At 71.8% G+C, this 25325-nt stretch carries 23 protein-coding genes; 18 read left to right on the top strand and 5 right to left on the bottom strand.

Features of this window, described 5'->3' with window-relative positions:
- Positions 1-303: 303 nt before the first annotated feature.
- Together ABZ532_RS14160 and ABZ532_RS14155 are read right to left on the bottom strand one after the other, a co-directional pair.
- Positions 304-954, bottom strand: coding sequence for a hypothetical protein (locus ABZ532_RS14160; protein WP_361282329.1), 651 nt, complete (start codon positions 952-954; stop codon positions 304-306).
- A complete protein-coding gene (locus ABZ532_RS14155; RefSeq protein WP_361282327.1) occupies positions 951-2588 on the bottom strand; it encodes a protein kinase in 1638 nt (545 codons plus the stop codon). Before ABZ532_RS14155 ends, ABZ532_RS14160 begins: the two co-directional genes overlap by 4 nt.
- A gap of 166 nt (positions 2589-2754) precedes the next feature.
- Between ABZ532_RS14155 and ABZ532_RS14150 the strand changes: the two genes are divergently transcribed.
- The 16 genes from ABZ532_RS14150 to ABZ532_RS14075 all read left to right on the top strand — a co-directional run bounded on the left by ABZ532_RS14150 (position 2755) and on the right by ABZ532_RS14075 (position 18852).
- Positions 2755-3045 carry a hypothetical protein gene (locus ABZ532_RS14150; protein WP_361282325.1) on the top strand — a complete coding sequence of 97 codons (291 nt, stop codon included), beginning with the start codon at positions 2755-2757 and terminating at the stop codon, positions 3043-3045.
- Between the two features lie 219 nt (positions 3046-3264).
- Complete coding sequence (locus tag ABZ532_RS14145; RefSeq protein WP_361282323.1) at positions 3265-4995, top strand: enoyl-CoA hydratase-related protein; 1731 nt, start codon at positions 3265-3267, stop codon at positions 4993-4995.
- A gap of 57 nt (positions 4996-5052) precedes the next feature.
- Entirely contained in the window at positions 5053-6144 is a 1092-nt protein-coding gene (locus ABZ532_RS14140) for a hydrogenase expression protein HypE (RefSeq protein ID WP_361282321.1), read from the top strand.
- Positions 6145-6245: 101 nt separating this feature from the next.
- A complete protein-coding gene (locus ABZ532_RS14135) occupies positions 6246-8021 on the top strand; it encodes a nickel-dependent hydrogenase large subunit (RefSeq protein ID WP_361282319.1) in 1776 nt (591 codons plus the stop codon).
- Positions 8018-8605 carry a hypothetical protein gene (locus ABZ532_RS14130; RefSeq protein ID WP_361282317.1) on the top strand — a complete coding sequence of 196 codons (588 nt, stop codon included), beginning with the start codon at positions 8018-8020 and terminating at the stop codon, positions 8603-8605. Before ABZ532_RS14135 ends, ABZ532_RS14130 begins: the two co-directional genes overlap by 4 nt.
- 53 nt (positions 8606-8658) lie before the next feature.
- Positions 8659-9294 (top strand): DUF5947 family protein, encoded by a 636-nt coding sequence (locus ABZ532_RS14125; protein ID WP_361282555.1) that lies wholly within the window; start codon positions 8659-8661, stop codon positions 9292-9294.
- Positions 9291-10022: a DUF6084 family protein gene (locus tag ABZ532_RS14120; protein ID WP_361282315.1), complete on the top strand. Its 732-nt coding sequence runs from the start codon at positions 9291-9293 to the stop codon at positions 10020-10022. The genes ABZ532_RS14125 and ABZ532_RS14120 overlap by 4 nt, the downstream gene beginning before the upstream one ends.
- Positions 10019-11473, top strand: coding sequence for a hypothetical protein (locus ABZ532_RS14115; RefSeq protein ID WP_361282313.1), 1455 nt, complete (start codon positions 10019-10021; stop codon positions 11471-11473). The genes ABZ532_RS14120 and ABZ532_RS14115 overlap by 4 nt, the downstream gene beginning before the upstream one ends.
- Positions 11470-11997, top strand: a complete 528-nt coding sequence (locus ABZ532_RS14110; RefSeq protein WP_361282311.1) for a hydrogenase maturation protease — start codon at positions 11470-11472, stop codon at positions 11995-11997. The genes ABZ532_RS14115 and ABZ532_RS14110 overlap by 4 nt, the downstream gene beginning before the upstream one ends.
- Before the next feature lie 272 nt (positions 11998-12269).
- A complete protein-coding gene (locus ABZ532_RS14105) occupies positions 12270-12674 on the top strand; it encodes a hydrogenase maturation nickel metallochaperone HypA (protein WP_361282309.1) in 405 nt (134 codons plus the stop codon).
- Positions 12675-12676: 2 nt separating this feature from the next.
- Complete coding sequence (hypB, locus tag ABZ532_RS14100) at positions 12677-13372, top strand: hydrogenase nickel incorporation protein HypB (protein WP_361282307.1); 696 nt, start codon at positions 12677-12679, stop codon at positions 13370-13372.
- A 53-nt stretch (positions 13373-13425) separates the two neighbouring features.
- Entirely contained in the window at positions 13426-15855 is a 2430-nt protein-coding gene (gene hypF / locus ABZ532_RS14095) for a carbamoyltransferase HypF (RefSeq protein ID WP_361282553.1), read from the top strand.
- A 44-nt stretch (positions 15856-15899) separates the two neighbouring features.
- Positions 15900-16229, top strand: coding sequence for a HypC/HybG/HupF family hydrogenase formation chaperone (locus ABZ532_RS14090; RefSeq protein WP_361282305.1), 330 nt, complete (start codon positions 15900-15902; stop codon positions 16227-16229).
- Positions 16226-17350 (top strand): hydrogenase formation protein HypD, encoded by a 1125-nt coding sequence (hypD, locus tag ABZ532_RS14085; protein ID WP_361282303.1) that lies wholly within the window; start codon positions 16226-16228, stop codon positions 17348-17350. The genes ABZ532_RS14090 and hypD overlap by 4 nt, the downstream gene beginning before the upstream one ends.
- 40 nt (positions 17351-17390) lie before the next feature.
- Positions 17391-18458 carry a hydrogenase expression/formation protein HypE gene (hypE, locus tag ABZ532_RS14080; RefSeq protein ID WP_361282551.1) on the top strand — a complete coding sequence of 356 codons (1068 nt, stop codon included), beginning with the start codon at positions 17391-17393 and terminating at the stop codon, positions 18456-18458.
- A 136-nt stretch (positions 18459-18594) separates the two neighbouring features.
- Entirely contained in the window at positions 18595-18852 is a 258-nt protein-coding gene (locus ABZ532_RS14075; protein WP_361282301.1) for a DUF6296 family protein, read from the top strand.
- Between the two features lie 223 nt (positions 18853-19075).
- On the opposite strand, the gene ABZ532_RS14070 is transcribed toward ABZ532_RS14075, so the two are convergent.
- Both ABZ532_RS14070 and ABZ532_RS14065 read right to left on the bottom strand, forming a co-directional pair.
- On the bottom strand, positions 19076-21868 hold the full coding sequence (locus tag ABZ532_RS14070) for a SpoIIE family protein phosphatase (protein ID WP_361282299.1): 2793 nt from the start codon (positions 21866-21868) through the stop codon (positions 19076-19078).
- Between the two features lie 55 nt (positions 21869-21923).
- Complete coding sequence (locus ABZ532_RS14065) at positions 21924-22790, bottom strand: YhjD/YihY/BrkB family envelope integrity protein (RefSeq protein WP_361282297.1); 867 nt, start codon at positions 22788-22790, stop codon at positions 21924-21926.
- Positions 22791-22976: 186 nt separating this feature from the next.
- Here ABZ532_RS14065 and ABZ532_RS14060 point away from each other — a divergent pair, with 186 nt between their 5' ends.
- Both ABZ532_RS14060 and ABZ532_RS14055 read left to right on the top strand, forming a co-directional pair.
- Positions 22977-23831 (top strand): PP2C family protein-serine/threonine phosphatase, encoded by an 855-nt coding sequence (locus tag ABZ532_RS14060; RefSeq protein ID WP_361282295.1) that lies wholly within the window; start codon positions 22977-22979, stop codon positions 23829-23831.
- A gap of 101 nt (positions 23832-23932) precedes the next feature.
- Positions 23933-24922: an MASE1 domain-containing protein gene (locus tag ABZ532_RS14055; RefSeq protein WP_361282293.1), complete on the top strand. Its 990-nt coding sequence runs from the start codon at positions 23933-23935 to the stop codon at positions 24920-24922.
- Between the two features lie 13 nt (positions 24923-24935).
- Here ABZ532_RS14055 and ABZ532_RS14050 read toward each other — a convergent pair whose 3' ends face one another.
- On the bottom strand, positions 24936-25298 hold the full coding sequence (locus ABZ532_RS14050; protein WP_361282291.1) for a DUF952 domain-containing protein: 363 nt from the start codon (positions 25296-25298) through the stop codon (positions 24936-24938).
- Between the last annotated feature and the right edge of the window lie 27 nt (positions 25299-25325).

Raw genomic sequence — 25325 nt, 5'->3', positions numbered from 1 at the left:
GCGTTTTCTGATCAGTGGCCTGATCACGGTCTTCTTTCTAGCACCGTGGGGCCCTGCGGGGCCATACGGGGGCATTCCCGCCTCGGGGACCCTGGTCCGCCTGCGGGACGGGGACGCGTAAGGGATACCCGCCCGCGCCGTAGATCACACGGTCCCCGCACATGAGCCGCTCCATGGGGGCGGTGGTCCCGGAAATCCCCGCCCGTCCGGGGCTCCGGCGCCATCAGGAGGAACCCGTCCACCCTGAGGTCACGAGGCCCGGAGGGGGCGGGCGCACCGCGAAACCTCCCTGCCCCGTGAGGCTCATCCGCAGGTGTACGTGAACCGGGTCGCCGCCGAACGCTCCACCGGAGAGGTGATCCGCACCTCGGCGCGGGCGTCGAAGACACCCTCGCCGTGGAAGGTCCACCGCAGCTTCAGCCGTGCCTGCCGCTGCCCGCGGGCCAGGCGTTCGGCCAGCTCCTCCGAAACGGTCCCGTCGTTGCGCACCCAGCGGTACCTCACGGTGCCCGGCCGTCCGTTCGTCTCCACCAGCGCGGTGATCACCGAGGTGCCGTCGCACCCTGGCCCACCGGCAGGAGTACTCACCGACAGCTCGCGAACCGAGACGCCCGGCCCGTACCGGTCCCAGCCGAGGTAGCAGAGCACCGCGACGAGGATCACGGCGGCGAGGGTGTAGCGCCGCAGGCCCGCGAAGCGGGAGACCGGGCGCACCGGGGCCGCAGGCGGCAGGCCCGGGAGCGTGCCGTGCCAGACGGTGGTGGCCGTGACCCCGGGTCCGAAGCGGAGCACCGGGCCCTCGGTCCGGTCGGGGACGGTCAGGTCCTCCGACCCCGGTCCGGGCTCAGGCTCCGGCCGCTCGATCCAGTGGCTGGCCAGCACCGTGGCGCTGTAGTCGTCGTCCGGCTCGGCGGACGCCCCGGGCGCGCCGGACACATCGCGTGGCTCGGTCATGTGATCACGCACCGTCTGATCAGGATCCGCTGCTCGGAGCCGCCGTTCCCCGCCGCGGGCGTGGAGCCCACCCGGGCGATCCAGTAGCAGCCGCCGCCGCGGAAGGCGTGGTTGACGGTGAGGGAGTAGCGCGTGGCGCCTTCGCGCTGGAAGGTGTCACTGCCGCCGTCGGGGGAACCGGCGCCCGCCTTGTCGTCGGCCGTGGCCCAGTCCAGGGTGATGGTCACCGGGTCGGTGCCGTCCGTGACGACGTCCACCGTGGCCTGTGCGGTCACCGTCCCCGTCTGCCGCAGCGAGCCGATGGACACCGACACGACCTTCACGGGATCGGGCTCCGGTGAGGTCGGAGGGTCGGAGGTCACCGGCGGGTCGGACACGGTCGGTGGACCGGTCACCGTGGGCGGGTCGGACGCCGAAGGCGGTGCCGAGGTCGGTGCGTCCGTGGCGGTCGGGGATGCCGAAGGCGACACCTCCACGGAAGCGCTCGGGCCGGCCGAAGGGCTTGCGGACTCCGGCGCACCGGGACCCGAAGCCCCCGGGGACGGCTGCGCACCGCTGGGCAGCGCGCTGGTGGTGGCCAGCGCCTGGGCCGTGGTACGCCCCGCTTCCTCCCCGTCCGCCCGCGCCGCGAGGGCCAGCGCCAGCCCCAGCACCAGGGCGAGCGCCCCGGCCAGCAGGCCCTGAGCCCCCGGCCACAGGGCGCGAAGCCCACGGCCGGGCGGCAGCACCGTCGTCGCCAGCGCGGTGGTCCCCGCGGGCGCGGCGCCACCCGAGGGGAGCAGCAACGGCAGCAGCGAGGCGAGCGCGGCCAGTTTCCGCTGCCCCCGCTCCTCCCAGTCGGGGCCGTACGCCCCGACCGCGACCTGCTCGAGCTCGGCCACGAACGCGTCGGCGTCCGACGGGCGCTCCTGGGGGGTCTTCGCCAGCCCGTGCCGGATCAGCGGCCGGAGCGCCGGTGGCACCTCCTCCTCAGGGATCGGCGCGCTGGTGTGCTGGAGCGCCAGCTCGGCGAAGTTCTGCCCGGGGTACGGCTTGCGACCGGTCACACATTCGAAGAAGGTCGCCGTCGCCGCGTAGACATCGGCCGCGGGTGAGGCGGGCTCCCCGCTCCACTGCTCTGGCGCCATGTACGCGGGCGTGCCCGCCACCCCGGGCGTGGTGCCCCGGTTCGTGGCGATGCCGAAGTCGACCAGCTTGGAGGAACCGTCCGCCGCCACCAGGACGTTTCCCGGCTTGTAGTCGCGGTGCACCACGCCTGTGCGGTGGGCCTCGGCGAGCCCGAGCAGCGACCCCTTCAGCACCGCCAGCGCGGCCTCAGGGCCCGTCTGCCCCTCGCGGGCCAGGAGCGTGCCCAGGGCGATGCCGTCGACCAGCTCCATGACGATGGCCGCGCCCTCCGGCGCCTCGACGTACTCGTAGAGCCGTACGACATACGGCGACTCCAGGCCGCCGAGCAGTCGCGCCTCCGCCCGGAACTCCCGGACGAAGGCGGTGTCCCGCCGCAGCCGTTCGCCGAGGTATTTGACGGCGACCGGGATGCCCGTCACGTCATGCACGGCGAGCACCACGCGACCGCTGCCGCCCGCGCCGAGCTCCCTGGTCTCCGTGTATCCAGGAACCGACCACGCGTTCATCCCGCCCCCTCGCTCTCCTCACGGTAGACACATATCCGGCACACCCAGTTCCCGGCTACACCGGCGTTGTTACGGCTTCATGACTGTGCCGGCCGGCCCTGCGGGCGGCCCGTCGCGGACTTAGGCTGGGGAGCGGCCGAACGGCGGGGGTCCGCGGAGGAGTGGCATGTCGCGCAACCACCACTTCCACGTCGACCGGGGGAGTCACTCGATCACCGTGAACGTGGGTCCTGGCAGGACCGGAGGCATCGAGCTCCTCGTGGACGGCAAGGTGATCGCGTACCGCCGGGAGCACGGGACGGGGACGACGGTGCTGACGGGCGAACTCCCCGAGGACCCCGCCCGCAGCTTCCGGGTCCGGGTGCACCAACCGCATCTGGTGCGGGTGAAGCCTGGCTGCACGCTGGAGCTGGATGGTGTCGAGTTCCCCATGCCGGAGCGGTACACCGCGTTCTGATTTCGTCGGGGCTCGGTCTCCCCGCCGTGTGAACTCGCGCCCCTTCCGCTGAGGGGCGCCCCCGGCGGGGCTCGCTCCCCCTGTGCCGATCGGTCCCCCTGACGCCCGCTTTCGAGTGACCCCCGCGGCTGCGTGCCGCTGATCGGGCCGCTGCGTGTCCGACGATCGCAGGCGGTCGGCCCACTCCGGCCACAGTGCCGTGACCGGTGGAAGGCCGCCATGCACATCCTGCTCGTCGCCAGCGCCTACAACAGCCTCACCCAGCGGGTCCACGCCGAACTGCGGGACCGCGGTCACCGGGTCGCCGTGGAGACCGCGGGGAGCGGTGGGGCGGTGCGCGACGCGGTGCTCGCGCATGATCCCGAGCTGGTCGTGGCGCCGATGCTGAAGACCGCCATCCCGCGTGACGTGTGGTCGGTCCGCACCTGTCTGATCGTGCATCCCGGGCCTCCGGGCGACCGGGGCCCGTCGTCACTCGACTGGGCTATCCACGAGCGTGCCACCAGGTGGGGTGTCACCGTGTTGCAGGCGGGCGAGGAGATGGACGCCGGTGACATCTGGGCCACGGCGGACTTCCCCGTACCCGCGGCGCCGCCCGCGGCCAAGAGCGATTTGTACCGGGGAGAGGTCGCCGACGCCGCCGTCACGGCCGTGCTGCTGGCCGTGGAGCGTTTCGCGGCGGGCGGCCATACGCCGGTGCCGCAGACCACCCTGCGGGAAGCGGTGAGCGTCCGGCCGTACTTCCGTCAGGAACTGCGCGGCATCTCCTGGGCGAACGACACCACCGGGACCGTGGTGCGCACGCTGCGCGCCGCGGCCTCCCAGCCGGGTGTCCGGGACGAACTGCTCGGCGCCGAATGGTTCCTGCACGGTGGTCATCCCGAGTACGGGCTGCGCGGTCGTCCCGGGGAGTTGCTGGCGACCCGGGCCGGTGCGATCTGCCGGGCCACCGCCGACGGAGCCGTGTGGATCCCCGAGTTGCGCCCGCGCCAGGGTCCTGGCATGCCCGCCGGTCTCAAACTGCCCGCCACCCGGGCCCTGGCCCTGGCGGGGACTCTGCCGCGGCTCCCGGAGCACCCCGCACCGCTCCTCGAGGCCGACGGGGGGCCGCACCGGACCTGGAGCGACATCCGCTACCGCGAAGAGGGCCCGGTCGGGTTCCTGTCGTTCTCGTTCCCCGGCGGGGCGATGAGCACGGAGCACTGCCGGCGACTGCTCGAGGCGTACCGGACGGCCTGCTCCCGGCCCACCACCGTGCTGGTGCTGGGCGGTGCCCGGGACTTCTTCTCGAACGGCATCCACCTCCATGTCATCGAGGCTTCCGACGACCCCGCCGCGGAGTCCTGGGCGAACATCAACGCCATGGACGACCTGGTGGAGGCCGTTCTGACCACGAACGACCGGCTGGTGGTCGCCGCGCTCGGCGGCAATGCGGCCGCGGGCGGGGTGATGCTGGCGCTGGCCGCCGACGAGGTCTGGTGCCGGTCGGGGGCGGTGCTCAACCCGCACTACCGGCTGATGGGTCTGTACGGCTCCGAGTACTGGACCTACTCGCTCCCGCGCAGAGTCGGCGCCGAGACGGCCGAACTCCTCACCCGGCAGGCCCAGCCGGTCTCGGCCGCCTCCGCGTTGCGGATCGGCCTGGTGGACCGGGTCATCGACTGCGGTCCGGAGGAATTCGGAGCCGAGGCGTGCGGCCTGGCGTCGCGGCTGGCGCCGTTCCCGGCGACGCAGTCGAGGATCGCCGCCAAGAAGGCGCAGAGCGAACGGCGGGAGGCGGCCCGGCCGCTAGCCGCCTACCGGGAAGAGGAACTCGCCCGCATGCTGCGCACCTTTCGTGACCCGCACGCCCCTTACCACGCGCTGCGCCGGGCGTTCACCCGGAAGGAGCAACCGTCCCGTACTTCTCCGGAACCCCGTGCGGTGGCAGGGGAACCGGCCGCCTGTTAGCAAGGACGAAGGCCCAAAAGCGGGTCTTTGTCGCATAACTCTCCGGGAGACGTCCTCATGGATGCAGCAACGCCGACCACGGCCGACGCCGCGGACCCGTCCGGCGCGGCGGTGGGCACGGACGAGAAGCCGATCCACATTCTCTGGATCAACGCGGGACTGAGCTGCGACGGGGACTCGGTCGCGCTGACCGCCGCCATGCAGCCCAGCATCGAGGAGATCGTGCTCGGCGCGCTGCCGGGACTGCCGAAGATCCAGGTCCACTGGCCGCTGATCGACTTCGAGTGCGGCCCGGTCGGGGGCGCGGACACGTTCATCGAATGGTTCTTCAAGGGGGAGCGCGGCGAGATCGACCCGTTCGTGCTCGTCGTCGAGGGCTCCGTACCGAACGAGTCGATCAAGCGTGAGGGCTACTGGTGCGGTTTCGGTGACGACCCCGCCACGGGCCAGCCCATCACCACCAGCGAGTGGATCGACCGGCTCGCACCCAAGGCACTCGCCGTCGTCGCGATCGGCACCTGCGCCACCTACGGCGGTATCCACGCGATGGCGGGCAACCCGACGGGCGCCATGGGTGTGCCCGACTACCTGGGCTGGGACTGGACGTCCAAGGCGGGCATCCCGATCGTGTGCGTGCCCGGTTGCCCGATCCAGCCCGACAACTTCGCGGAGACCCTGACCTATCTGCTCTACCAGGCGGCCGGGTCCGCGCCCATGATCCCGCTGGACGACAAGCTCCGCCCGAGCTGGCTGTTCGGCGCCACCGTCCACGAGGGCTGCGATCGTGCCGGCTACTACGAGCAGGGCCAGTTCGCCGACGCGTACGACTCGCCCAAGTGCCTGGTCAAGCTGGGCTGCTGGGGCCCTGTCGTCAAGTGCAACGTGCCCAAGCGCGGCTGGATGAACGGCATCGGCGGCTGCCCGAACGTGGGCGGCATCTGCATTGCCTGCACCATGCCCGGCTTCCCGGACAAGTTCATGCCGTTCATGGACGAGCCTCCCGGCGCGCGGGTCTCCACCACATCCAGCGGTGCCTATGGCGCCGTGATCCGCAGGCTCCGGAACATCACGGCGAGGACCGTGGACAAGGAGCCGAAGTGGCGGCACACCGGAGACAAGATCACGACGGGCTACCGGCCGCCGTGGTGACACGGCGCACCGCAGTGCGGCCACCGCCGCAGAGCACACCGACCACCCCATCACCTGCTTGAGGATCTGCTCGAAGAGCGAGGAAGGGCACCGCACACACGATGGCAACGAAGACGCGACCCGGCGACGGCCTGGTCGAGATGTCCTGGGATCCGATCACCCGGATCGTGGGCAGCCTCGGCATCCACACCAAGATCGACTTCAAGCAGAAGCGGGTCGCCGAGTGCTACAGCACCTCGTCGGTCTTCCGCGGCTACAGCGTCTTCATGCGGGGCAAGGACCCCCGCGACGCCCACTTCATCACCAGCCGTATCTGCGGCATCTGCGGTGACAACCACGCCACGTGCTCGGTCTACGCCCAGAACATGGCCTACGGCGTGAAGCCGCCGCACCTCGGCGAATATGTCATCAACCTCGGCGAGTCGGCCGAGTACATGTTCGACCACAACATCTTCCAGGAGAACCTGGTCGGGGTCGACTACTGCGAGAAGATGGTCCGCGAGACCAACCCCGGTGTCATGGAGCAGGCGGACCGCACCGAGGCACCGCACGCCGCCGAGCACGGCTACCGCACCATCGGCGACATCATGCGCTCCCTCAACCCCCTCGAGGGCGAGTTCTACCGCGAGGCCCTCCAGGTGAGCCGCTACACCCGGGAGATGTTCTGCCTGATGGAGGGCCGCCATGTGCACCCCTCCACGCTCTACCCGGGCGGCGTCGGCACCGTCGCGTCCGTCCAGCTCTTCACGGACTACATGAGCCGTCTCATGCGCTACGTGGAGTTCATGAAGCGGGTCGTACCGCTGCACGACGACCTCTTCGACTTCTTCTACGAGGCCATGCCCGGCTACGAGGAGGTCGGCCGCCGCCGCGTGCTCCTCGGCTGCTGGGGCGCGCTCAACGACCCCGAGTACTGCGACTTCACCTACGCCAACATGACCGACTGGGGACGGAAGATGTTCGTCACCCCGGGCGTCGTCGTGGACGGCAAGCTGGTCACCAACGACCTCACCCAGATCAACCTGGGCATCCGCATCCTGCTCGGCAGCTCGTACTACGAGGACTGGGAGGGCCAGGAGCAGTTCGTCACCCACGACCCGCTCGGCAACCCGGTCGACCCGCGCCACCCGTGGAACCAGCACACCATCCCCGCCCCGCAGAAGCGGGACTTCGACGACAAGTACAGCTGGGTGATGTCCCCGCGCTGGTTCGACGGCAAGGACCACCTCGCGCTGGACACCGGCGGCGGACCCATCGCCCGCCTCTGGTCCACAGCCCTGTCGGGACTCGTCGACATCGGCTACGTCAAGGCCACCGGACACAGCGTCGTCATCAACCTGCCGCGCACGCTCACCAAGCCGGAGACCACATTCGAGTGGAAGATCCCGCAGTGGAGCAACGCGCTCGAGCGCAACCGCGCCCGCACCTACTTCCAGGCCTACGCGGCCGCCGTCGCGCTGCACTGCGCGGAGAAGGGCCTCGAGGAGGTGCGCGCCGGACGCACCCAGACCTGGGAGAAGTTCGAAGTCCCGGACGAGTCCATCGGCTGCGGATTCACCGAGGCGGTCCGCGGGGTGCTCTCCCACCACATGGTCATCAGGGACGGCAAGATCGCCAACTACCACCCGTACCCGCCGACCCCCTGGAACGCCAGTGTCCGCGACAGCTACGGCACCCCGGGCCCGTACGAGGACGCCGTTCAGAACACACCCATCTTCGAGGAGAACTCCCCGGAGAACTTCAAGGGCATCGACATCATGCGGGCCGTGCGCAGCTTCGACCCCTGTCTGCCCTGCGGAGTGCACATGTACGTGGGCGGCGGCAGGACCGTGAAGTCGCTGCACGTCCCCACCGGACTGAGCGGTCTCGCCGGATGAGCCCGGTCACCGCGGAAGAGGCGGGCCGGCGGGTCGAGGAGATCCTCGACCGGCTCGCCTCATCGGGCGACGAGAGGGCCTGCGCGGCCGTCGAGGAACTCGTCCGGGTCCTCGTGGACTTCTACGGAGCCGGACTCGCGCGGACCGTCGAACTGCTGGGCCACCGCCCGGTCGGCCAGGGATCCGGCGCCGCGCCCCTTGCCGAACTGCTCGACGACGAACTGGTCGCCGGACTGCTCGTCCTGCACGACCTGCATCCCGATGACGTCCCCACCCGGATCGCCCGCGCCCTGCACCGTGTGCGGCACTCCGTCGAATCCGCCGGGTTCGACGAGACGACGGGAGTGCTGCGGTTGCGGGTCACCGGCTCGACGGGCTGCGGTTGCCCCAGCACCCAGGAGGTCGCCCGGCAGGCCGCCGTGGAGGCCCTCGCCTGCTTCGCACCCGAGGTCACGGCCGTCGAAGTGGAGTCGTCCGCAGCTGCCCGCGAACCGGCGCTCCTCCAGATCGGCACAGGCCCGCCCGAGACCCTGGGCGCCCCCGGGGCGAGCCGGTCGGACCGGTCGTCGGTCACGGCACGGTGAGCGCGACCTTCCCCGGCCCGGGGCCGCTGCGGTCCGTCCCGGGCCCCGGGCAGGTGCCCTCCGGCCCCGCGCCCAGAGGGCTGCGCCGCTTCACCACCCCGCGCCCACCGCGCCAGGAGCAGTGCGAGCTCTGCGGTGTGCCGCTGGACGGCGAACGCCACCGCCATCTCGTCGACACCGAGAAACGCGCCCTTGCCTGCGCCTGCGCACCATGCGCCCAACTGCTCGCACACGACGGCGCATCCAGTGGCCGCTTCCGCGCGGTCCCGGGCCGCTTCCTGAGCGACCCCCGGCACCGGATCGACGACACCGCCTGGGAACTGCTGAGGATCCCCGTCGGCGTCGCCTTCTTCTTCCGCAACGCCGCCCTCGACCGGCTCGTCGCGATGTACCCGAGCCCGGCCGGAGCGACCGAGAGCGAACTCGAGCCCGTCGCCTGGCAGACGGCACTCGCCGGAACCCGGCTCGCCGCTCTGCTCGAGCCCGATGTGGAGGCACTGCTGCTGCGCCGCGCAGAGGGCCGCACCGAGTGCTACCTGGTGCCGATCGACCTCTGCTACGAGCTGGTGGGACGGATGCGGCTGCGCTGGCAGGGCTTCGACGGCGGGGCCGAGGCCAGAGCGGACCTCGAGGCCTTCTTCGCATACGTACGCCAGCAGGCCAGGGCCTTGCAGGGGAGCCGTCCATGACACAGCCCGCGACGACACCCCAGCAGGCGACGGCCCAGCCGGCCGAGTTCACCTTCAGCTGCACGGGCGTACGCGCCGACGCCTACGCGGCCGGGCCCACCCTCGTCTTCCGGTTGCGCATCACGGCCTCACCCGGGACACGGGTGCACGCCATGGCTCTGCGCTGCCAGCTGCGGATCGAACCCGCCAGGCGCGGCTACGACGCCGACGAGGCGAGCGGGCTCACCGATCTCTTCGGCGAGCGTTCCCGCTGGGGGACCACCCTCCATCCGGTGCAGTTCGCCCAGGTCTCCGTGATGGTTCCCGGCTTCACCGGAGAGACCGAGACCGACCTCGTGGTGCCCTGCACCTACGACATGGACATTGCCGCGACCCGCTACGTCGGGGCGCTGAACCAGGGCGATGTACCCCTGCTCCTGCTGTTCTCGGGCACCGCCTTCACCGGAGCCGCCGGGTTCCGGGTCGAACCGGTGCCCTGGGACCGGGAGGCCACGTACCGGATGCCGGTGAAGACCTGGCGCGAGATGATCGAACAGCACTTCCCCGGCTGCGGCTGGATCCGGCTCCCCCGCGCCACCATGGACGCCCTGCTGGCCTACCGCTCCCGTCAGGCGCTGCCTTCATGGGAGGCGACCGTGGAGGCGCTGCTCCAGAAGACGGCGGCGACGGCGCGGACAGCGCGGGAGCCGCGGGTGCCCGGCCGGTCCGACGAGAGGACGGCGCCATGACGGCAGCAGCGGATCCCGCCGCCACCCGTACCGCCTTCTCCCCGGCGGCCGAGGCACGGCTCGCCACCGCACGGCAGGTGGCCGACGCCGTGCTCTTCGAGGGCTATGTGCTCTATCCGTACCGGGCGTCGGCGGCCAAGAACCGGCTGCGCTGGCAGTTCGGCGTGCTCGTGCCGCCAGCCTGGAGCGCCGCCTGCGAGGAGCACGAGTTCCAGCACACCGAATGCCTGATGGAGCCGAAACTGGGCGCCGTGCTCGCGGTCGAGGTGCGCTTCCTGCACACCCAGCGGCGCACCGTCCAGCAGTCGACCGCGGACGGCGGCTTCGAGACCGTCCGGGAGCTGCACCTCGACGACCGGGTCCTGGTCCCCTGGGACGAGGGAGTGGAGGAGCGCGTCGAACTGGCGGTGCCCGCCGCCGCGCTGGCCGGGGACGGCGTGTCGTTCCCCTTCACCAAGCCCGCACGCGAGGACACCGAGCCCGTCCACGACGGCTCCGGGCGGACCGTGGGGCGGCTGCTGCGCCGCCGCGAGGAGATCAGCGGCGCGGTACGGCTCTCCACCACCGAACTCGACGGCCCCTACCGGACCGTGCGGCTCACCGCCGTCGTCGAGAACACCAGCCCCTGGACGCCGGGCCCGGGTGGCGAACGTGACGCGGCGCTGCCGTACTCGCTGGTCGCCAGCCATCTCCTGCTGTGCCTGGACGCGGGCGCGTTCCTGTCGATGACCGACCCGCCCGAGTGGGCCCGTGGCGCCGTCGCGGCCTGCCGCAATCTGCACACCTGGCCGGTGCTCGCGGGGGAGGCGGGCCGCACCGATCTGGTGCTGTCGTCGCCGATCATCCTGGAGGACCATCCGGCCATCGCACCGGAGAGTCCGGGCGCGCTCTACGACTCCACCGAGATCGACGAGATCCTCGCCCTGCGTACCGCCGCCCTCACCGACGAGGAGAAGCGTGAGGCACGCGGGACGGACGCACGGGCCGCGGCCGTGATCGAGCTGGCCGACACGATGCCTCCCGAAGTGCTCGAGCGGCTGCACGGAGCGGTGCGCGGACTGCGCGAGGTCACCGGCGAGGCGCCGGCGCCCGACGGGGTTTCCGACGTCACCGGCCTTCCCGAGGCCGGTGTGATGCGGCCCGACACCCCCTGGTGGGATCCGGGCGGCGACACGAGGGTCGACCCGGCGCGCGACCACGTCCTGATCGGCGGTCGGCCGGTCAGCGCGGGCAGCAGGGTGGTGCTCCGCCCGGGCCTGCGCCACACGGACGCCCAGGACCTCTTCCTCCAGGGCCGCTCCGCGCAGGTGGAGGCCGTACTGCACGACGTCGACGGAGGAGTGCACCTGGCGGTGACCGTTGACGGCGACCCGGGCGCCGACATCCGCCGTGAGCAGGGCCGCTTCCTCTACTTCCAGCCCGACGAGGTCGAACCCCTGGAGGACGCGTGAACGCCTCCGCGAACGGCGGCGCCAAGACCCTCGTCGCGGGCGTCGGCAACATCTTCCTCGGCGACGACGGCTTCGGCGTGGAGGCCGTACGCGCGCTGACCGCGCGGCCGCTGCCCGGCCATGTCGAGGTGGCCGACATCGGCATCCGAGGGGTCCACCTCGCGTACCGGCTGCTCGACGGATTCGACACGCTCGTCCTCGTCGACGCCACCGCACGCGGCGGAGAGCCCGGGACGCTGTATCTGATCGAGCCCGGCGCACCGGGGCAGACCGCGGCGGCAGGCACCGCACTCGACGGGCACGGGATGTCCCCTGATGCCGTACTGGCCCTGCTGGACACCCTGTGCGCCGGTACGGACGGCACCCCGCCGCGGCAGATCTTCGTCGTGGGCTGCGAACCCGCCTGCCTGGACGAGGGCATCGGACTCAGCCCGCCGGTGGCCGCCGCCGTGCCGGAAGCCGTACGGATGGTCATGGACCTGGTCGGGCAGCACGACGTCCTGACATCCGGCACCAAGCCCTGACACGAGGAGAAACACCATGAGCAAGAAGAGCACCTTCATCGGCGGCGCCGCCGCGGCGTCCGCCCTCGCGGCCCTCGTCTCCCTCTTCCCCGACCTCAGGCGCTATCTGAGGATCCGCAAGATGTGACTCCGCCTCACGGCCGGTCCCGTACGTCAGAGCTGCACCGAATGGCGGACGCAACGGTGTGGCGGCGGCGTGCCGGTCGGCCGGGCGCCCTGCCCCGCCCTGTAATGAGGCCGGACCAGGTGACCGCGCCGCAGGACGGAGACCCATGCACGAGATGTCCCTCGCGCTGGCCGTCGTCGACCAGGTGGAAGAGGCGGCGCGCTCCCATGGCGCCACCGCGGTCAGCACCGTACGGCTGCAGGTGGGGGAGCTGGCCGGGGTGGTTCCCGACGCCCTCGGCTTCTGCTTCGAACTGGCCTGCGCCGGAACCGTCCTGGAGGGCGCCGAGCTGATCGCGGAATCCGTACCCGGCCGGGCTCACTGCGCCGGGTGCGCCGACGACTGGGCGGTCGGCATGCCCCCGCAGCTGTGCTGTCCCGTGTGCGGCCAGGCGACCACCGAGCTGATCGCGGGCCGCGAGCTGCGTATCACCGGTGTGGAGTGGGCCGGAGAACCGGCACCGAGCCGCACCGGTGCACCGATCCCGCCGATGATCCCCGAGGAGAGCTGATCATGTGCCGTGCCGTTGATCTGCACCAGGCGGTGCTCGCCAAGAACGATGCGACGGCGCAGACCCTGCGCGCGGGCTTCGCCGCCCAGGGCACCACGGTGGTGAATCTGCTGTCCAGCCCCGGCAGCGGTAAGACCGCCCTGCTCGAGGGGGAGCTGCTGCTCGCCCGCGAACGCGGGCTGCGGGTCGCCGCGCTCACCGCCGATCTGGCGACCGAGAACGACGCCGAGCGCCTGGCCAGGTCCGGTGCCCCCGTCAAGCAGGTGCTGACCGACGGGCTGTGCCATCTGGAGGCCGGGATGCTGGCCGGTCATCTGCACGCCTGGCTGCCCGAGCACACCCGGCTGCTGTTCGTGGAGAACGTCGGGAACCTGGTCTGCCCGGCCTCGTACGATCTCGGCGAGTCGCTCCGTGTGGTGCTCGCCTCGGTGACCGAGGGCGAGGACAAGCCGCTGAAGTACCCCACGGCCTTCGGACTCGCCCAGCTGGTGATCGTGACCAAGACCGATATCGCCGAGGCCGTCGGTTTCGACGAGGGGGTCTTCCGCGCCCATGTCCAGCAGGTCAACCCGGGTGTGGACGTGCTCCTCACCTCCGCTCGTACGGGACAGGGCGCCGGCGTCCTGCTCGACCGGGCCCTGGCGGCGGCGGAGGGAACCCCGGTCCACTCCCCGGTCATGGCGCGGGCACGGTCGTGAGCACCCCGCAGCAGGAGGCAGGCGCCCCGGCGGTTCTGGGCGTCACGCCATCCGTGCAGCGGCGCCGAGTCACCGTCAGGGGTGTGGTGCAGGGCGTGGGCTTCCGGCCGTACGTGTACACCCTCGCCACCGGTCTCGAGCTGGCCGGGCATGTCACCAACACCGGTGACGGGGTGGTCGCCGAGGTCGAGGGCGCACCGCTCGCCGTGGCCAGCTTCTGCACCCGTATCGGCGTGGACATCCCGCCGCTCGCGCTCGTGGAGTCGGTGCACGACGAGGAGCTCCCGGCGACGGGCGCCAGCGGGTTCGCCATCGTCGCCTCACTCAAGGACGGACCCATCCGCACCCTGGTATCGCCGGACACGGCCACCTGCGACGACTGCCTGGCCGAGCTCGCCGACCCGGACGACCGGCGCCACCGGCATCCGTTCATCACCTGCACACACTGCGGCCCGCGCTTCACCATCGTCACGGGACTGCCCTACGACCGGGCGCACACGACCATGGCCGACTTCCGGATGTGCGAGGAATGCGCCCAGGAGTACGAGGACCCGGGGGACCGCCGCTTCCACGCCCAGCCCGTCGCCTGCCACGCCTGCGGGCCCCGGCTGCGGCTGATCCTGGCACCGGCCGCCCCGGGCCTGCGGCATGAGCTGGTCGAGTCCCTCGACCCCAACGACCGCAGTCTGATCGGTCCCGTCGCCGCCGATCCGATCGACCACGCACGCCGGCTCCTCGCCGAGGGCGCGATCCTCGCCGTCAAGGGACTGGGCGGCTACCACCTCGCCTGCGATGCCACGAACCACTCGGCGGTCGCTCTGCTGCGCCGCCGCAAGGCGCGGGGCGACAAGCCGTTCGCCCTGATGGCCAGGGACCTCGCCACCGTGGAACACCTCGTCCACCTCGGGACCGCCGAACGGGAGCTGCTCACCGGCAGCATCCGCCCGATCGTCCTGCTGCGCCGCCGCGCCGAACCCTTGTCACGGCCCGGCGCTCCCCGGCCGGCGGCGGTGGTCGCCCCCGGCAGCCCGGACCTCGGCGTGATGCTTCCGTACACACCGGTGCACCATCTGCTGCTCGGCCCCGGCGACCCGTCCCGCCCCCAGGCCCCGGCGGGCCCCGAACTGCTCGTGATGACCAGCGGCAACTTCGTGGGAGAGCCGATCGTCACCGACGACACGGAGGCACTGGACAGGCTGGCACACCTGGCCGACGCGTGGCTGCTGCACGACCGACCCATCCATGTGCCCTGCGACGACTCGGTGGTACGCGTCTGCGACGGCGAACCCCTGATCGTGCGCCGCTCACGCGGCTACGCGCCGCTGCCGATGACCCTGCCGGTCCCCGTGGTGTCCGCGCTCGCGGTCGGCGGCGACCTCAAGAACACCCTCTGCCTCGGCAGCGGCCGCAAGGCCTGGCTCTCCGCGCACATCGGCGACATGGACGACCTCGCCACCCAGCACGCCTTCGAGTGCGCCGAGGAGCAGCTCGAACAGATCACAGGAGTGCGGCCCGCGCTGCTGGCCGCCGACCGGCATCCCGGATACCGCTCCGGCCAGTGGGCCCAGCGTCACGCAGACGACCGCCCGCTCGTGCGCGTCCAGCATCACCACGCCCATGTCGCGTCCGCGATGGCCGAGCACGGACTGGACGGCGGCGAGCCGGTGATCGGTGTCGCCTTCGACGGCACCGGCTACGGCGACGACGGCGCCGTCTGGGGAGGCGAGTTCCTGCTGGCCGACTACGACGGCTTCACCCGCTATGCCCACCTCTCCTACGCACCACTCCCCGGCGGCGACGCCGCCGTCCAGCGGCCCTACCGCATGGCACTGGCGCATCTGTGGGCGGCGCGCATCGAGTGGACCCCCGACCTGCCCTGCGTCCAGGCCTGCCCGGAGCGTGAACAGTCAGTGCTCGCAAGGCAGTTGGAGCGCGGGCTCAACTGCGTGCCCACCTCCAGCATGGGTCGGCTGTTCGATGCCGTGTCCTCGCTCGCGGGTGTGTGCCACCTCGTCGGCTACGAGGCACAGGCCGCTGTCGAGCTCGAAGCCGCCGCGGTCGGCGCCGCCGGTGTGCACCCGGAGGCCGGGTCCGAGGCCGATGCCTATGCCTTCGCGCTGCGTCCGCCGCAGCCGGATGGTCAGGACCCGCTGACGGCCGACCCCGCTCCCGTACTCGCCGCCGTGGCCCGCGACCTCCGCACCGGCACCCCCGCCGCCGTGATCGCCGCCCGCTTCCACGCGGCCGTCGCACGGCTCGTGCGCACGGTCTGCGCATCGGCGCGCGAGCAGCACGGACTGACCACGGTGGCCCTGACCGGGGGAGTGTTCGCCAACGCGATGCTCTCCTCCGCCTGCGCCCGGGGACTGCGCGAAGACGGATTCACCGTGCTGCGCCACCACCGGATCCCCCCGAACGACGGGGGACTCGCCCTCGGCCAGCTCGTGGTGGCCGCCCGCAGTACGGCCGGGGCCGCTGGGTGACGCGGTGACGCGGTGGCGCGGTGACGACAGAAAGGGAGACGCGTATGTGTTTGGCGGTACCCGGAAAGGTCCTGGACATCGAGGACCGGGACGGCACCCGGATGGCCACTGTCGACTTCGGCGGCGTGGTGAAGGAGGTGTGCCTGGAGTATCTGCCGGACCTGCGAGTCGGTGAATACGCCATCGTCCACGTGGGGTTCGCCCTGCAACGGCTGGACGAGGAGTCGGCCCGCCAGACCCTGGAGCTGTTCGAGAACCTCGGCATGCTCCAGGAGGAGTTCGGCGACCCCTGGGAGCAGGCCGCGGCCGAGGCGCACGGCACCGACTCCCTTGACGGCCACGCGGACGGTGCGGCACAGGAGGCGCAGCGGTGAAGTACATCGACGAGTTCCAGGACCCCGAACTCGCCGGGCGGCTGCTCGACGAGATCCGCGCCACCGTGACCCGGCCCTGGGCGCTCATGGAGGTCTGCGGCGGTCAGACGCACACCATCATCCGACATGGCATCGACCAACTCCTCCCCGACGAGGTGGAGTTGATCCATGGGCCCGGCTGCCCGGTGTGTGTGACGCCGCTCGAGGTCATCGACAAGGCCCTGGAGATCGCCTCCCGCCCGGGAGTGATCTTCTGCTCTTTCGGTGACATGCTGCGCGTCCCCGGTACCGGCCGCGACCTCTTCCAGGTGCGTGGCGAGGGCGGTGACGTACGCGTCGTCTACTCGCCGCTCGACGCCCTGCGGATCGCCCAGCAGAACCCGGACCGCCAGGTCGTCTTCTTCGGTATCGGATTCGAGACCACCGCCCCGCCCAACGCCATGACGGTGTATCAGGCGCGCAGGCTCGGCATCCGCAACTTCAGCCTGCTGGTGTCCCATGTGCGGGTGCCACCCGCGATCGAGGCGATCATGCAGTCACCGGACTGCCGGGTGCAGGCCTTCCTCGCCGCGGGGCATGTGTGCAGCGTGATGGGTATCGGGGAGTACCCGGAGCTCGCCGAACGCCACCGGGTCCCGATCGTCGTGACCGGCTTCGAGCCCCTGGACATCCTCGAAGGGGTACGCCGCACCGTCCGGCAGCTGGAACGCGGCGAGCACACCGTCGACAACGCCTATCCACGTGCCGTCAGGCCCGAGGGGAACCCGTCAGCGCAGGTGATGCTCGACGATGTCTTCGAGGTCACCGACCGTGCCTGGCGCGGTATCGGGGTGATCCCGGACAGTGGCTGGCGGCTCTCCGCGCGCTACCGCGACTACGACGCGGAGCACCGCTTCTCCGTCTCCGGGATCGACACCCGGGAGCCGGCCGCCTGTCGCAGCGGCGAGGTGCTGCAGGGACTGCTGAAGCCCCATCAGTGCGAGGCGTTCGGCACCGTCTGCACCCCGCGCACCCCCCTCGGCGCCACCATGGTGTCCAGCGAGGGAGCGTGCGCCGCCTACTACCTCTACCGGCGGCTTGAGCTGCCGGCCCCGTCCCTGGAAGGCGGTTCCGTTGTCTGAGGCCACCACCCGAGCGTCCGTCACCACCGAGACCGCCGCCATGTCAGGTGCCCCGGATGTCCTGGCGTGGACGTGCCCGCTGCCGGTGCGCGACCGGGCCCGGGTCGTCATGGGCCACGGAGGCGGCGGCGCCATGTCCGCCGAACTGGTCAGGGACGTGTTCGGGCCCGCGTACGGCGGGCCGGCGCTCGCCGGACTCGGTGACAGCGCCACGCTCGAACTCGGCGGTGCGCGGCTCGCGTTCTCCACGGACTCGTTCGTGGTGCGCCCGCTGTTCTTCCCCGGTGGCAGCATCGGAGACCTCGCGGTCAACGGCACGGTGAACGACCTCGCCATGAGTGGGGCGAAGCCCGCCTACCTGTCCTGCGGGTTCATCCTAGAAGAGGGCGTGGAGATCGGCGTCGTCGCCCGGGTCGCGGAGGCGCTCGGTGCCGCGGCACGTACGGCGGGAGTGGAGATCGCCACCGGTGACACCAAGGTCGTGGAGTCCGGCCACGGCGACGGCGTCTACATCAACACCTCGGGCATCGGCCTCATCCCGCAGGGCGTCGACCTGCGCCCGCAGCGCGTCGTCCCCGGCGACGTGGTGATCGTCAGCGGCGCGATCGGCGTCCACGGGGTCGCCGTCATGAGCGTGCGCGAGGGCCTGGAATTCGGGGTGGAGATCCAGAGCGACTGCGCCGCGCTCGGGGGACTGGTCGAGGCGATGCTCGCCGCCACCGACGACCCCGGCGCCCTGCACGTGCTGCGTGACCCGACGCGCGGCGGCCTTGCCGCCGCACTCAACGAGATCGCGGCAGCATCGGGGACGGGCGTGGTCGTCACGGAGCGCGCCGTACCCGTACCCCCCGCCGTCGCCAACGCCTGTGCCGTGCTGGGCCTTGACCCGATGTACGTCGCCAACGAGGGCAAACTCGTCGCCTTCGTCCACCCCGATGCCGCGGACGCGGTGCTCGCGGCGATGCGGGCACACCCGCTCGGCCGCGAGGCGGTCGTGATCGGAGAGGTGACCGACGCCCATCACGGCATGGTGGTGGCACGCACCGGCCTTGGCGGTACCCGGGTGGTGGACATGCCGCTCGGTGAACAGCTTCCGCGTATCTGCTGATCACACCGGACATATGGTCACCCCCGGTGGCGACGCGATGGCATGACGCTCGCTCGCCGGGCTGTTTGCCCGATAATGGTCATTCGGGTGGTATCTGGGTTCGGCGGTGCCTGACCGCCTGGCAGAGGAGGGCGCTATGAACCGGGACGGAACCGGCGAGGACTACGAGCTCGTCTTCGCGCATGCCGGCGCGAAGGACACGGGAGCGGCGGCCGATGAGGACGCGGTCGTCGTACACCGCACCGACCGCAAGGGCCCGGGCGGCCATCCCGTCTACGCCGACGACACCGGCATCGTCCAGGCCGAGATCAGCGACCGCGGGGAGGTGCGGATGCTCGCGAGCGGCGGTCACCAGCAGCCCGCATCGGGCGTCGAGGCCCGGCGCCCGGCCTGAGGCGCTTTGCGCCCTTGGTCCGGCTGCGGCTGCGCGGGCCCGCGGCGGTGTGCCGCGGGCCCGCCCTGCGTCACCCGCCTGCGCCGGGTGCGCGTTTCGCGCGCTGTTCACGGCTTGTACGCCATGCTCGTCCATGACGCGGAACTCCGACCGAGCCGGTCCGCCCCGCACGGTGGTCCGACCCGTGGGGCCGCGTCCCGGCCGGTCGCCGGGCTTGCCGGTCTCACCACACGAGTTCGTCGTCCAGCACCATCATCGTCTCCTCGGGCGGCTCGCCCCCGAGGGCCATCTCGGCCCAGATGACCTTTCCTCCGGCGACGTAACGCGTCCCCCAGCGCTGCGAGTACTGGGCGACGAGGAACAGTCCCCGCCCGCCCTCGTCGGTGGCGCCGGCCCGGCGCAGATGCGGGGACGTGCTGCTGCCGTCGGACACCTCGCAGACCAGCGTGCTCCCGTAGAGCAGCCGCGCCTGCACCGGTTCCGTTCCGTAGCGGATGGCGTTGGTGAGCAGCTCGCTGAGCACCAGTTCGGCGACGAACGACGCGTCGGCCAGGTCCCATTCGGCCAGCTTGCGCGCCGCTTGCGCACGCGCCCGGGAGACCTCCGCGACATCGAGCGGCACGTCCCAGACCGCGACCCGGTCCGCGGGCAGCCGGTGCGTACGGGCGACGAGCAGGGCGATGTCGTCGCTCGCCGGAGCACGTGGCATCGCCTCGGTCACCGCCTGGCAGGTCTCCTCCGGGGAGAGGTCCGGTACGGCGATGGCACGGCGCAGCAGCTCCAGGCCCTCGTCGATGTCGCGTCGGCGGTCCTCGACCAGACCGTCCGTGAACAGCACGATCCGGCTGCCCTCCGGCAGTTCGATCTCGGACTCCTCGAACGGATGCCCGCCCACGCCGAGCGGGGGCGAGACCGGCAGTTCCGGATATGTCACCACCCCGTGCACCGGGTCGACCACGGCAGGCGGCAGATGTCCCGCGTGCGCGAGGGTGCAGCGCCCCCTGACCGAGTCGTACACGGCGTACAGGCACGTGGCACCGGTCACCGGACCGCGGTCCTGGTCGTCCTCCGCCCGCTGGTCCGCGTCGATCCGGATCACCAGGTCGTCGAGATGGGCCAGCAGATCGGCGGGCGGCAGATCGAGTGAGGAGAAGTTGAGCACGGCCGTGCGCAGCCGCCCCATCGTGGCCGCGGCGTACATCCCGTGCCCGACGACGTCACCGACGACCAGGGCGACCCGGAAGCCCGGCAGCGGAATCACGTCGAACCAGTCGCCACCCACACCTGCCTGGGCCGGCTGATAGCGCCAGGCCACCTCCAGGGCGTCCTGCACCGGCAGATCGCGGGGCAGCAGGCTGCGCTGGAGGGTGACGGCCATCGCGTGCTCCCGGGTGAACCGCCGGGCGTTGTCCACCGCCACGGCCGCGCGCGCGACGAGCTCCTCGGCGAACGAGGTGTCGTCCTCGTCGTAGGGCGGCTGGTCCCCGGTCCGCCAGAAGTTGGCCATGCCGAGCACCACGCCCCGTGCCTGGAGGGGGACCGTGATGAGCGAGCGGATCCCGTACTCCAGGGCCTGGCGCGCCCCCTCGGGGTCCTGCGCCCGCCAGTTCGCCAGCTCGGTCAGATCCGGCGACAGCACGGCCTGTCCGGTGTCCAGGGCCATCGCCATCGGGGTCGTCGGGATCACGAAGCGGATCAGGTCGCCCACGGGCTGGAGCGGCGGGTCGCTGCGGATCCCGATCAGCGTGGTACGCCGCATCTCGGTGGCCGTGGTCGTCGGCTCCTCCCCGCTGAGCACGTAGTCCAGCAGCTCGACCGTCATGAAATCGGCGAACCGGGGCACGGCCACCTCGGCGAGCTCCTCCGTCGTGCGCTGCACGTTCAGCGTGGTGCCGATCCGCACCCCCGCCTCGTACAGCAGGGTCAGCCGCTCCCTGGCGATCTCCGCACGCCCCGACAGGGCCCGTAGCTCCGTGGTGTCCCGGAGGCTGGCGACCACGCCCGGCACGCCGCCGTACGGGGCCGTCGGGCGGGTGTTCACGGCGAGCAACCGGTCACCGGAGAGGAAGACCGCGTCGGAGACCTCTTCGCCGGACACCAGGAGCTGGGTCATCCCGGCGCCCAGACCGAGCTCGGAGACGGGCTGGCGGTCCGCGTCCGGGGGCAGTTCGAGCAGCCGGCGGGCCTCGTCGTTGGCGAGGACCAGCCGGCCGTCGCCGCCGACGATCAGCACGCCTTCGCGCACCGCGTGCAGCACCGCGTCATGGTGCTCGTACATCCGGGTCATCTCGCCAGGGTCGAGGCCGTGCGTCTGCCGCCGCAGCCGCCGGCTGACAAGCGCCGCACCGCCCGTGGCCAGGGCGAGTGCACCGGCCGCCGACGCCAGCACGACGGGCAGCTGCCGGTCCAGCAGATCCCCCACATTGGCGACCTGGATACCGGCGCTCACCATCCCGACCACCTGTCCCGTGGCGTCGGTGACCGGGACGACCGCCCTGACCGCGTCGCGCGGATGGCCCACGAACGTCTCGGTGAACGACTCACCCGCGGCGGCGCGCGAGACGTCTCCTTCGGCAGGTGTACCGATCAGCGCGGGCACCGGGTCGGTGTAGCGGGTGCCGTCGGGGCTGAGCACGGTGATGAAGTCGACCCCGGCCGCGCGCTGGGCCTGGATGGCGTCGGGCTGGAGGAGCACGGTGGGGTTGGGCGATTTCAGCGCCGCCGCCGTGGCCGGCCCGTGCGCGAAGCTCACCGCCGCGGCCAGCGAGCGGTTCTCGGCGTCCTGGCGGCTGTCGTACCGCGCCTGGAGGACGAGGGCGGCCGTGCCGGCGATGACGAGGAGGATCACCACGATCGCCTGGAGCAGGAAGACCTGGGCGGCCAGACTGTGCACCCCGAGCAGCGTCCCCGGACGTCCCCATCGGCCTGCCGAGCGCTCGCGCTGCTGATCGCGCTGCCGCGGTCGGCTGGGCGGCCGGACCGCCGGCAGCCGGGACCGGCGGGATCGTCCGATCATGTTCACAGTTCTAGCACTGGGCCGGCCTCCGGGGCGACCGCGCGGACAGGTGCGTTCATCGGCTGCCGAGGTCGGCCTCGATACGGTGCCGGACCATCGCCTCGTGGAACAGCCGGCCGACCAGCGCCCCGCCGTACACCACGAAACCCACCCCCACCAGCCAGGACTGCAGCACGAGCACCGTTCCGAACGGCCCGTACGTGACGGCGTTCGCGGCGATCAGCGGCGAGAACACCACCTGCGAGAAGATTCGCAGTCCGACCAGCCCCAGCGCGGTGGCCGCGGCCCCGGGAGCGAGGGCCCGCCAGCGGATCCGGCCGCACAGCAGCAGCCGCTGCGACCACCAGAAGAAGAAGAACGCGCCGACCACATCCCCGGTCGCCACGCCCACCGTCTCCACCGCGGACGCGTCCACCGGGGTCGGGGTGGTGACGAACACCAGCAGAGCCACGATCAGCACGCCCAGCCAGACGATATGGCGCCACATCGTGTGCCAGCGCGCCGTGGGCAGGTCCCACGCCCGCTCGTACCCGGTCTGCACGGCGGAACCGAAGGTCACACCGAACGCGGCCAGCGCGCCGAGACCCAGCGCGGTCGTCCGCTGGAGGGCCTGGCCGGGGCGGCCGAACAACTGCTCCACCTCTTCCTGGGACACCTCCGAGACCCCCAGGCCCTGGACGAGCCACCGCGCGAACCCCTGCCCGCTCGGCAGGTCCGCCGCCGCCACCACGACCAGCAGTGGAACAAGGGTGAGGAAGCCCAGGGCGGCGAAGCCCATGGCCCGGTGCATCAGCTCCATCTCCCGGCCCCGGCTCCACGCCAGCCCCACCACCGAGGTCTGCACGCGCCGGTACAGGCGTGCGAACCAGTGGCCGTGGTGCGCCGGGTCGCCGTCGTCCGGCGTCCCGAATCGGAAGGGCATGTGGCGTGGGTACCCGCTATGAGGAGGTGACCAGTCCCGCACGCCGCCGAACGGGTGCCCCCGGTCGGCCGGTCCCGGTCCGGCCCGTGGGTTCAGACCTCGGGCTCGAAGGATGCGCCGCGTCCATCGCTTCGCAGGCGGCCCCTAAGGCTCGAAGTATGATGATCGTGTGCACTGGAGTGGGCCATGACGCGGCGTCGTCCCCCGTCATCGGCGAGCGCCGACGACCTCCTCGCCACACTCAAGAGGCTCACCGCGCAGGCGAGGCAGGGTGTCGAGCTCCAGCGGGCCCGGGTCGACCTGGCCGAGGCCCTCCAACGGGACATGCTCCCTTCCGGGCTCCCCGCACGGCCAGGCCTGAGGACCGCGGCACGCTACGCCCCCGCCCGCGACGGCCTGGACATCGGCGGTGACTGGTTCGACGGCTTCGTCATGCACGACGGCTCGCTCGGGTTCTCCATCGGGGACGTCCAGGGCCACGACGTCGAGGCGGCTGCCTACATGGGGCAGATCCGGTTCGGACTGCGTGCGGTCGCCATCGCGTCCACCGACCCGGGAGTGGTGCTGAGCAGGGCCAATGACCTGCTGGTTTCGGTGGCTCGTGACCTCTTCGCCACCTGCACCTTCGTCCGGTTCGACGCGGTGGACTGGCTGATCGAGAGCGCTCGGGCCGGGCATGTCCCCGCCGTCTGGGCCACGGACGACGGCCGCAGCGGCGCCGCCCAGGACGAGGGAGGACTGCCGCTCGGGGTGCAGCCGGGCGAGGAGTATCCGGTGACCAGGCGCAGGCTCACTCGGGCGGGAGCCTTCGTGCTCCTCACCGACGGGGTGATCGAAGGGCCGACCGTGCCGCTCGACGCGGGGCTCGACAGGGTGATCCGGCTGGTGGGGCAGGGGGCGGCCGCCGGCGCCGATGCCGATGAGCTCGCCGCGGAAGTGATGACGGCGGCCGAGTTCACGGCCCACAAGGACGACGCGGCCGTACTCGTCCTGCGCCATGACGCCGCCGCGCCGCCTACGTCGAACGGACGGGTGGGCTGACACGCCCACGACGGCCTGACCCGGGCGGCGACGCGGCGGCTCTCCGCGGGGGCGCCCGGCTCAGGACGTGCGCCCGGCCGGGGGACGTTGTGTGATGAGGTGTGGTCCGCACCAGGATTCTCCGGCATTACGGCGCGGTGGTGCTGCTGATGATCGCCGTCGCCCTCGCCTACTACGCGGCGGCGCGGCTCGGACTGACGCTCCGGGTGAGTGTCGAAGGCGCGATCGTCACCCCGCTGTGGCCACCCACCGGAATCGCACTGGCCGCACTGCTCTGGTTCGGGCTGCGGGTCTGGCCGGGCATCGCACTCGGCACCCTCTTCGTCATCCTGGCCATCACCCCGTTCCGCCCCCATGTGCTCGGCATCCTCGCCGGGAACACCCTGGCGCCGGTGGTCGCCTATCTGATGCTGCGCCGGGTCGGCTTCCGTCCCCAGCTCGACCGGCTGAGGGACGGGCTCGCTCTCGTGTTCCTGGGCGCCCTGGCGGGGATGCTGATCAGCGCGACCGCGGCGTCCCTCGTGCTGATGGCGTCCGGCCAGATCACGCCCGACGACTTCTGGCCGGTCTGGTCGGCGTGGTGGACGGGCGACGCCATGGGTGTGCTGGTGGTCACGCCGCTGCTGCTGGTGGCCCGGAGGATCCGCTGGCCCGTCGGCGTGCCCCTCGCACGCTGGGCCGAGGCCGCGGCGCTCCTGCTCAGCACCGCGGCCGTGGCGCGCGTCAGCACCACGAGCGCGGCGTCGCTGCTGTTCCTGGTGTTCCCCCTGCTGGTCTGGGCGGCGCTGCGCTTCGAGCTGCGGGGCACCGCCCCCTGCGTGCTGGTCGTGTCCGTGCTGGCGATCTCGGCCGCGACCGACCACGCGGGGCCGTTCGCCGGGCACAGTCTCCTCGCGGTCATGGGCACCTTGCAGGCGCTGAACGGCTCCGTGGCGCTGACCGGGCTGCTGCTGTCGGCGATCGTGACGGAGCAGCGGACGATCCGCCGACGGATCGAACAGGCGTGTGCCGAGCTGGAGGATGTCGTGGACCGGCTCATCCCGGAAGGCGCGGCCGGCCGATGGCGGCCGCCCGAGGACTTCAGGAGCTGACCGGGGGCCGCGTTCAGGCCCAGGGCGTGAACTCGACCGCCCGCCCCTGTGTGTCGCGCCGGATCTCCAGCAGCCCCTGAACCGCCTCGCGGTCGATCGGCCCGTACACATGCGGGAACAGTGTGTCCGGAGCGACGCCCGGTGGCGGTGAGGAGCCTGCCGGCTCACGCCGCACGGGTGAGCGCAGCCGGTGCTCGTCGATCAGCAGCGCCATCAGCGGTCCGGGCGTGTCGCGGTAGTACGCGTCGGCGACGGCCAGGGTCGTCGCCTCGTCGGGGGAGCAGTGGATGAAGCCCTCGGCGGCGAAGGACGGCGGGGCGTACGGGCGTTCGGGAATGGCGAGCCAGTCGTCGAGCGGGACCACATGGATGATCATCGTTCAGTTATAGCCAAGCCAGCCGGC

Origin of the sequence: Streptomyces sp. NPDC019396, from assembly GCF_040632375.1 — a bacterium.
Classification (GTDB): Bacteria; Actinomycetota; Actinomycetes; order Streptomycetales; family Streptomycetaceae; genus Streptomyces.
This window is presented reverse-complemented; position numbering and strand designations above follow the sequence as displayed.

Coding starts and splice junctions, on each gene's coding strand:
- ABZ532_RS14130 (WP_361282317.1), top strand. CDS start 8,018: ATGAGCCCGGTCACCGCGGAAGAGGCGGGCCGGCGGGTCGAGGAGATC.
- ABZ532_RS14065 (WP_361282297.1), bottom strand. CDS start 22,790: ATGCCCTTCCGATTCGGGACGCCGGACGACGGCGACCCGGCGCACCAC.
- ABZ532_RS14115 (WP_361282313.1), top strand. CDS start 10,019: ATGACGGCAGCAGCGGATCCCGCCGCCACCCGTACCGCCTTCTCCCCG.
- ABZ532_RS14075 (WP_361282301.1), top strand. CDS start 18,595: ATGAACCGGGACGGAACCGGCGAGGACTACGAGCTCGTCTTCGCGCAT.
- ABZ532_RS14140 (WP_361282321.1), top strand. CDS start 5,053: ATGGATGCAGCAACGCCGACCACGGCCGACGCCGCGGACCCGTCCGGC.
- ABZ532_RS14050 (WP_361282291.1), bottom strand. CDS start 25,298: ATGATCATCCATGTGGTCCCGCTCGACGACTGGCTCGCCATTCCCGAA.
- ABZ532_RS14145 (WP_361282323.1), top strand. CDS start 3,265: ATGCACATCCTGCTCGTCGCCAGCGCCTACAACAGCCTCACCCAGCGG.
- ABZ532_RS14135 (WP_361282319.1), top strand. CDS start 6,246: ATGGCAACGAAGACGCGACCCGGCGACGGCCTGGTCGAGATGTCCTGG.
- hypB (WP_361282307.1), top strand. CDS start 12,677: ATGTGCCGTGCCGTTGATCTGCACCAGGCGGTGCTCGCCAAGAACGAT.
- ABZ532_RS14060 (WP_361282295.1), top strand. CDS start 22,977: ATGACGCGGCGTCGTCCCCCGTCATCGGCGAGCGCCGACGACCTCCTC.
- ABZ532_RS14105 (WP_361282309.1), top strand. CDS start 12,270: ATGCACGAGATGTCCCTCGCGCTGGCCGTCGTCGACCAGGTGGAAGAG.
- ABZ532_RS14160 (WP_361282329.1), bottom strand. CDS start 954: ATGACCGAGCCACGCGATGTGTCCGGCGCGCCCGGGGCGTCCGCCGAG.
- ABZ532_RS14120 (WP_361282315.1), top strand. CDS start 9,291: ATGACACAGCCCGCGACGACACCCCAGCAGGCGACGGCCCAGCCGGCC.
- ABZ532_RS14150 (WP_361282325.1), top strand. CDS start 2,755: ATGTCGCGCAACCACCACTTCCACGTCGACCGGGGGAGTCACTCGATC.
- hypE (WP_361282551.1), top strand. CDS start 17,391: ATGTCAGGTGCCCCGGATGTCCTGGCGTGGACGTGCCCGCTGCCGGTG.
- ABZ532_RS14070 (WP_361282299.1), bottom strand. CDS start 21,868: ATGATCGGACGATCCCGCCGGTCCCGGCTGCCGGCGGTCCGGCCGCCC.
- ABZ532_RS14090 (WP_361282305.1), top strand. CDS start 15,900: ATGTGTTTGGCGGTACCCGGAAAGGTCCTGGACATCGAGGACCGGGAC.
- ABZ532_RS14155 (WP_361282327.1), bottom strand. CDS start 2,588: ATGAACGCGTGGTCGGTTCCTGGATACACGGAGACCAGGGAGCTCGGC.